Here is a 6,621-nt window from a genome sequence, read left to right on the forward strand (position 1 = left end):
TCCCTCGGGCTCGGGGGTTGTCCGCCCGGATCTGGGGTTCTCCGGTCGGGTTGGGGGTTGTCCGGGTGCGTGCGAGGGGAGGGCCTGGACTTCGCGGGGAGATCCGCTTGGAGGGTGGGTTAGATGGGGCAGCCGTCGGGGCCGCAGGTGGGATCGTCGGGGGTGGTGGAGGTGGTGCCGGGGGTGGGGCCGGAGGCGGAGGTGGTGGCCGGGGCGCTGATCAGGGTTACGGGGGTGCGGTCGGCGGTGGCTCGGCGGAGGGCTTCCTGGAAGACCTCGACGGGCTGGGCTCCGCTGACGCCGTACTTTTCGTCGATGACGAAGAATGGGACGCCGTTGGCGCCGTAGGCGAGTGCCTGGGCCTGGTCGGCGGCTACCTCTTCGGCGTACGTCGTACCGGCCAGGACAGCTGTGACGCGGTCGGCGGGTAGGCCGACCTCCGTCGCGAGGCTCGTCAGGGTGGCGTGGTCGCCGACCGGGAGGCCGTCGGTGAAGTAGGCCTTGAGCAGGCGCTCCTTGAGGCGGTCCTGGGTGTCGGCCGGGACCTGGCCGGCGTCGACCAGCTCGCGGGCCAGGTGCAGGACGCGGTGCGCGTCGACCGTGTTGGAGGACTTCGCCTGGTCGAGGTGGTAGTCCAGACCGAGCTCGGCCGCGATCTCGGTCACGTGCGCGTTGGCCTGCACGCCCCACTCGCGGCCGCGGCCGTACTTCTCGCCGAGCCGGGTCGGAAGGTCCCGGGGGTCGTCGTTGATGGCCGACGGATCCAGCTGGAAGCTGTGCCAGACGATCTCGGCCTGCTCGCCGCTGGCGGCCAGCGCCTGCTCCAGGCGGCGCTTGCCGATGTAGCACCACGGACAGACCACGTCGGACCACACATCGATACGCATGCCCGGGGCAACCTGGCCCGATCCGGACCTATTCCCAACCAGCTCCGGATGTGACGCGTCTGACGCTCCATGGACGAAGAACTCGTGCGTGGAGCCTTGCAGGAGCAACACCCGGACCTGGCCGACCTGCCGCTGCGGCCGGTCGTCGGCGGCTGGGGCAACCAGATGTGGCGGCTCGGAGACGAGTTGGCGGTGCGGTGGGCGCGCCAGGATGGCGCTCCGGAGCTGCTGCGGAAGGAGTACCGCTGGCTGCCGGAGCTTGCGTCGCGGCTGACCTTGCCGGCGCCGGTGCCGCAGCGGTTCGGCGAGCCGACCGAGCGCTTCCCGCACACATGGCTCGTCACCACCTGGGTCCACGGAGAGCCCGCGGACCATGCGCCGATCACGGATCCGGCCGCGGCCGACGTACTGGCGCACTTCCTGCAGGCGCTGCACACCGAGGCGCCGGCCGATGCGCCGGTGAGCGACCGATCCGGTCTGCCGCGGGGCCTGGGCTTCGAGGAGATCCACGAGTACGTCGGCCGCCGCGACCAGATCCGCGCGGTGTGGGAGGACGCGGTGGCGGCCCCGGCGTGGGACGGACCGCCGGTGTGGCTGCACGGCGACCTGCACCCGGCGAACGTGGTCGTTGCCAACGGCACACTCACCGGTGTCGTGGACTTCGGCGACGTGTGCGTCGGCGATCCGGCGACCGACCTCGCGGCCGCCTGGATCCTGCTCCCGGACGGCGCCGCCGGCCGGTTCTTCGAGCGCTACCCGGTGGACGAGGCAACGGTACGGCGAGCTCGCGGCTGGGCGGTGACCCGGGCGCTGTTCCTGATCGCGATGGGAATCAACGGCGACAAGGGCCTCCCCGGCGGCAAGCCGCACTGGGGACCAGCTGGGCAAGCGGCCCTCGACCGATTGCTGTAAGCGGGTTGTGAGGGCCGACCCCGGATGGTCGGGGTCGGCCGGCGAACTACTTCAGCGGACTGCTTGGGTGATGAGGTCGGCTACGGCCTTGGGCTGGGAGACCGAGACGGCGTGGGAGGCGTCGACCTCGATCGTGGTGGCGCCGGCGCGGGCGGCCATCGTGCGCTGGCCGTCCGGGTGGATCGCCTGGTCGCCGGTGGCCACCAGGAAGTGGACCGGCAGGCGCTTCCAGCTCGCCGGGCCGGACTTCTCCTCGAAGGCGGCCGCCGCGATCGGCCGCTGGAACCGGCCGAGCAGCTCGGCGTTCGGCACGTCGGCCGCGAACAGCGCCGGGAACTTGTCCAGCGCGATGCTCAGGAACGTCTCCTCGCCACCGTCACCGGTCGGCAGGGTGTGCGGGACGAGCCCGGAGGCGAAGTCGTTGGCGGGGAAGCCGCCGATCAGGCCCTGCAGGCTCTCGCCCTCGTCGGGTGCGAAGGCGGCGACGTACACCAGCCCGGTCACGTTGTCGGCCTCGTTCGCGGCGTTGGTGATGACGGCGCCGCCGTACGAGTGCCCGACCAGGACGACCGGGCCGTCGATCTCCCGGACCAGCGCGGCCACTCGGCTGCCGTCGATGCCCGCGCCCCGCAGCTCGTTCGCCACGGCCACGGCCGGGATGCCCCGGCTGGTCAGCTCCGCGATCACCTCGGCCCACGCCGATCCATCCGCAAACGCACCGTGCACCAGGACGACGGTGGGGGTCTTGTCAGTCATGTTTCTCGATCTCCTTCGGTTGGCTTGTGTAGAAGGAAACCGCTTGGAGCCGCTCCGCCGTATCGAGCGAACAGCTGAACTTGCCACCGCCGGATCTCCCCACCCGGCGCGCGCCTGCACCCAAATCTCATGCGTTTGGGGGAGGGGTGAACCTCTCCAGCACCAGCCGGGTCAGCTGGACCCGCGAGTTGACCCCCAGCTTGCCGAACGCCGACCGCAGATGCGTCCCGACCGTACTCGCGGACACCACGAGCTCCTCCGCCGCCGAGCGGTTCGTATGCCCCTCGGCCACCAGCAGCGCGACCCGGCGCTCCATCGGTGTGAGCGCCTCCCACCCCTCCTGCGCTCGCGGCGGTACGGCGGCCCAGCGACGTCGCCGTACTCCGGCCGCCTGCAGCCTCGCCTGGATCCGCGCAGCCGGTGCGGTCGCGCCGAGCCGGGTCAACGCGTCGAGAGCGTCCTCCAACGTAGAGATGCCGATGGAGCGGTCGCCGGCCTCGAGCTCAGCGCGACCGTAGCGCTCCTGGGCACTCGCCAGCAGCAGCGGTCGGTCTGACTCGCGCAGCAGCTCAGTAGCGGCCTGCAACCGCCGCAGGTCGTTGCCAGCGGCCACCAGCTCGAAAGCGCCACGGAAGGCGGCAGACGGCGTGGCAGCAGCCTGGGCTGCCAACTGCTCCCCGGCATCAGCCTGCAGTAGCACATCGGTACGCTCCGGGAAGTCGAGTGGTACGTCGTGCAGCCGCGCAGCCGCCTTGGTGTCGCCGTCGGCGATGGCAAGCAGCGCGTTGATCGTCGGATCGTGTCCGGCGAGCTCCCGGGCCTCTGTGAGGTGGCCACGCAGCAGTGCGATCAGGGCAAGCACTTGGTGAGCCACTGGCGCTTGCGTCGAGTCGCCGAGGTCGGCCATCCAGCGCAGACCAGTCCGGGCAGCTGCCTCGGCTTGTTCCAGGTTGCCCGCAGCCAGCTCGAGCCGGGCACGCAGTACGGCGAGCTGAGGCGCTGACCACGAGTCACCGGCGCTCAGCAACTCGCGCACGCGCTCCAACGCTGCCGGGAGCTCGTCGGTCTCAGCGCGGCAGTAGAGCTCGCCCACCTCGACCAGTGTCTCCGGTAGATCCGCGCCGGCTCGTCGCGCTTCGACGTACAGGTCGCGGGCCTCGACGTACCTGCCCTCAGCCCGTGCGTGCTCGGCTGCCGCGACCTGCAGCACAGCACGTGCCACAGGGTCGTCCGCCGGGCCAGGAGCCTCTGCGCCGGCCAGCACTCGGTAGGCGGCCAAGCGCTCGGCGAGATGTGGTGCAGCGTTGTGGACGGTGAGCTCTCTGGGGTCCAGGCGGCTCGCTGCCCACTGGTACGGCGCCAGGAGCAGGCGGAGTGATGCGGTGAGGTCGGGGGTGATCGGGCCGCGGTAGAGCGCCGTACCGCTCAGCAGGTCGTCCGCGAAGGCCTTGGCGCGGTCGTACTGGCGCGCTGCGAGCAGGATGCCTACCACGTCGGCGCCGACCTCGGCCCGGAGCGGCTCGTCGACCAGAGTCAGGTCGAAGGCCTCCTGGATCACCTCTGCGGCAGTGCTCGACATCGTGGCGAGCAGGTCTTGAGCCGCCTTGCGCAAGGTGCCCACAGCGGACGCGTCACCTGGTTGAGCGACGGCGATGACGTGCGGAGCCGCCGCAGCCGCCCCGCGTCCGGCCGAGATCAGCTGGTCGGCGATGGCCCCGTGCAACGCGCGCTGAGCGGACGGCGGTACGTCGGCCAACGCAGCGGACCGCAGTAGCTCGTGGCGGAACCGCAGTACCGAGCCGGTGTCTGTCAGCAGCCCGGCCTGGATCAGCTCGTCCAGCGGCACCGCCAGTCTCGCCACCGGCTCGGCCATGAGTACGGCGACGTCCTCCAGCCGGAACTCGCTGCCGAACACCGCGGCGGTCCGGACAAGCGACCGGCTCTGCTCGGACAGTCCGCTGGTGCGCCGGCGTACGCCCTCGACCAGACCGGGTGGGAGCGGACCGGTCGGGGCTGCGGGGTTGTCGAGGTACAGACCGGCAATGAGCTGCTCGGCGAGGAACGGGATGCCGTGAACGCCGGCCAACTGCACAGCGAGGGTGGGGTCGACCGGGCGCTGCAGCAGGTCGGCCGCGATGTCCTGGATGGCGTCCGGGGTCAGTGGGGTCAGGTCGACGGCGTGGACGGGGACCTGGGCGCGGACGGCGTCCGTCAGTTGGTCCGTCACGCCGCCAGGGTGCGGTCGGGTCGCGAGGAGCCAGAGGAGCTTCGCGGAGGAGAGGCGGGGGATGACGACGCGCAGTACGAAGGCTGTGAGCGGGTCGGACCACTGGGCGTCGTCCAGCACGATCAGCGCGGGGCTGCCGTCGAGACGGCGGCCGATGAGGTCGGCTAGGCGCTCGGCCAGCCACAGTGGTTGCGTGTTGAGGCTGGCCAGCTCCAGGAAGTGCTCTGTGTCGATCAGCGGGTGCTGACCGGCGCGGAGAGCGGGCGCGAGGGAGGCGAGCGGGCTGATGTTGTCGGCCTGCTGTGCGGCCGCGCTGGCCACGAGGAAGCCTCGGCGTTCGGCCTGCTCGACCGCTGCCCGCAGCAAAGCGGACTTGCCGATGCCGGGCTCGCCGGTGACGACGACCAGCGACGCCTGGCCGTCACCGGCCGCGCGCAGCGCCTCCAGGAGCCGTCCAAGCTCCTGTGAACGCCCCCGCAACGGTCCCATGGCGCACTTTGTATCAGCCGCAGCGCCGGAGGGCTAAGAGGGCGTAAGTGCGGGCGGCATGGAGGACTTCGTCCAGCCGGACATGCTCGTCGGTGGCGTGCGCGTACCGGACGTCGCCAGGGCCGTACTGCAGCGTGGGGATGCCTGCGGCGGCGTACTGACGGAGGTCCGAGCCGTATGGCGCGCCCCTGACCTCGGGAGCTGGATCACCGGCCGCGTCGAGCGTGTCGGTGAGCAGTGGATCGTCGTCCGCGAGCAGACCGGAGGCGAAGGCGCCGCCGGGCCAGGTGACCTTGACCGGGTGGTCACGGAGCCAGTCGTCCTTGGCGCACGCTTCGGCGACGGCGGACTCGAAGGCCTCGCGGGCCGCGGGAAGCGATTCGCCGAGGCGTACGCCGTACCTACCCTCAGCGATGAGTACGTCGGGGACGGTGCTGGCCCAGTCGCCGGACTGGATCGTGCCGACGGATAGCGGGTTCGCCAGCTCGAGGTGGGCGAGCAGCGGGTGCGGATCGCGGTTGCGCTCGGCCTCCAGCGCCTGCAGCGCGGCCTGGATCACGACGAACTTCTCGATCGCGCTGACTCCGCGGGTCCGGGTCGAGCCGTGCGTCGCCAGGCCGGGGATCTCAAGCCGGAAGGTGAGCGACCCGGAGTTGGCCGGGATCACGCAGCCCGCGGTCGGCTCCGCGATCAGGCACGCCTCGCCGGTGTGCCCGCGGCGCAACGTCGCGAACGCCCCGAGCCCGCCGTCCTCCTCGCCGACCACGGTGTGCACCACCAGCGGCTTCCGCAGCTGGATGCCCGAGGCAACGATCGCCGCCACCGCCCCGAGGATCGCCGCGCCCCCGCCCTTCATGTCACAGGTGCCCCGGCCCCACATCACCCCGTCCTCGATGCGTGCCGAGAACGGATCGCCCTCCGGCCACAGACCCGGCGGCACTACATCGACATGGCCGTTGAGAATCAACCCCGGTGTCCCCGGCCCACCGAGCACCCCGACACACCCCCACGCCTGCTCCCGCTCGACCTCCATCCCTGGAAACTCCGGGTCCGCAGTCACGTCAGGCAGGTCGATCCGCCAGTGATCCACCGCCAGCCCAAGCTCCCCCAACCGGCCCGCACACCACGCCTGCACATCGCTCTCGGCCGCCGTCCCGTCGACACTCGGGATCCGCACCAACTCCCGCAGATCGTCGACAATCCGAACGTCGTCAATCGCCGCCAACACCCGCGCGTCCGCACTCACCATGCGCACACAGCGTGGCCAGCAGGATCGCTTCCCGTACCACCCGCCAGACGACCGGCGCGGGCCGCCTGCCTGCGTCCCGCCCCTCGTCTTCCCCACCGATC

At 71.3% G+C, this 6,621-nt stretch carries 5 protein-coding genes; 1 reads left to right on the forward strand and 4 read right to left on the reverse strand.

The annotated features are described in order from the left end of the window. Positions 1 to 119: 119 nt before the first annotated feature. The gene (locus AB0H36_RS38675; protein ID WP_360535336.1) at positions 120 to 887 is read right to left on the reverse strand and encodes a DsbA family oxidoreductase; all 768 of its coding nucleotides are present in this window, start codon (positions 885 to 887) and stop codon (positions 120 to 122) included. Positions 888 to 956: 69 nt separating this feature from the next. On the opposite strand from AB0H36_RS38675, the gene AB0H36_RS38680 reads away from it, so the two are divergent. After that, positions 957 to 1,799, forward strand: a complete 843-nt coding sequence (locus AB0H36_RS38680; protein ID WP_360535338.1) for an aminoglycoside phosphotransferase family protein — start codon at positions 957 to 959, stop codon at positions 1,797 to 1,799. Positions 1,800 to 1,850: 51 nt separating this feature from the next. On the opposite strand, the gene AB0H36_RS38685 is transcribed toward AB0H36_RS38680, so the two are convergent. The 3 genes from AB0H36_RS38685 to AB0H36_RS38695 all read right to left on the reverse strand — a co-directional run bounded on the left by AB0H36_RS38685 (position 1,851) and on the right by AB0H36_RS38695 (position 6,520). After that, on the reverse strand, positions 1,851 to 2,555 hold the full coding sequence (locus AB0H36_RS38685; RefSeq protein WP_360535341.1) for an alpha/beta hydrolase: 705 nt from the start codon (positions 2,553 to 2,555) through the stop codon (positions 1,851 to 1,853). Between the two features lie 127 nt (positions 2,556 to 2,682). Then, a complete protein-coding gene (locus tag AB0H36_RS38690; RefSeq protein ID WP_360535343.1) occupies positions 2,683 to 5,271 on the reverse strand; it encodes a BREX system ATP-binding domain-containing protein in 2,589 nt (862 codons plus the stop codon). A gap of 13 nt (positions 5,272 to 5,284) precedes the next feature. Further along, entirely contained in the window at positions 5,285 to 6,520 is a 1,236-nt protein-coding gene (locus AB0H36_RS38695) for an ArgE/DapE family deacylase (RefSeq protein WP_360535345.1), read from the reverse strand. Between the last annotated feature and the right edge of the window lie 101 nt (positions 6,521 to 6,621).

The sequence above is a fragment of the Kribbella sp. NPDC050820 genome, from assembly GCF_040653975.1.
Lineage (GTDB): Bacteria > Actinomycetota > Actinomycetes > Propionibacteriales > Kribbellaceae > Kribbella.

Excerpts from the sequence above, each read along its gene's own strand:
- AB0H36_RS38695 (WP_360535345.1), bottom strand. The coding sequence starts at position 6,520 with ATGGTGAGTGCGGACGCGCGGGTGTTGGCGGCGATTGACGACGTTCGG.
- AB0H36_RS38675 (WP_360535336.1), bottom strand. The coding sequence starts at position 887 with ATGCGTATCGATGTGTGGTCCGACGTGGTCTGTCCGTGGTGCTACATC.
- AB0H36_RS38680 (WP_360535338.1), top strand. The coding sequence starts at position 957 with ATGGACGAAGAACTCGTGCGTGGAGCCTTGCAGGAGCAACACCCGGAC.
- AB0H36_RS38685 (WP_360535341.1), bottom strand. The coding sequence starts at position 2,555 with ATGACTGACAAGACCCCCACCGTCGTCCTGGTGCACGGTGCGTTTGCG.
- AB0H36_RS38690 (WP_360535343.1), bottom strand. The coding sequence starts at position 5,271 with ATGGGACCGTTGCGGGGGCGTTCACAGGAGCTTGGACGGCTCCTGGAG.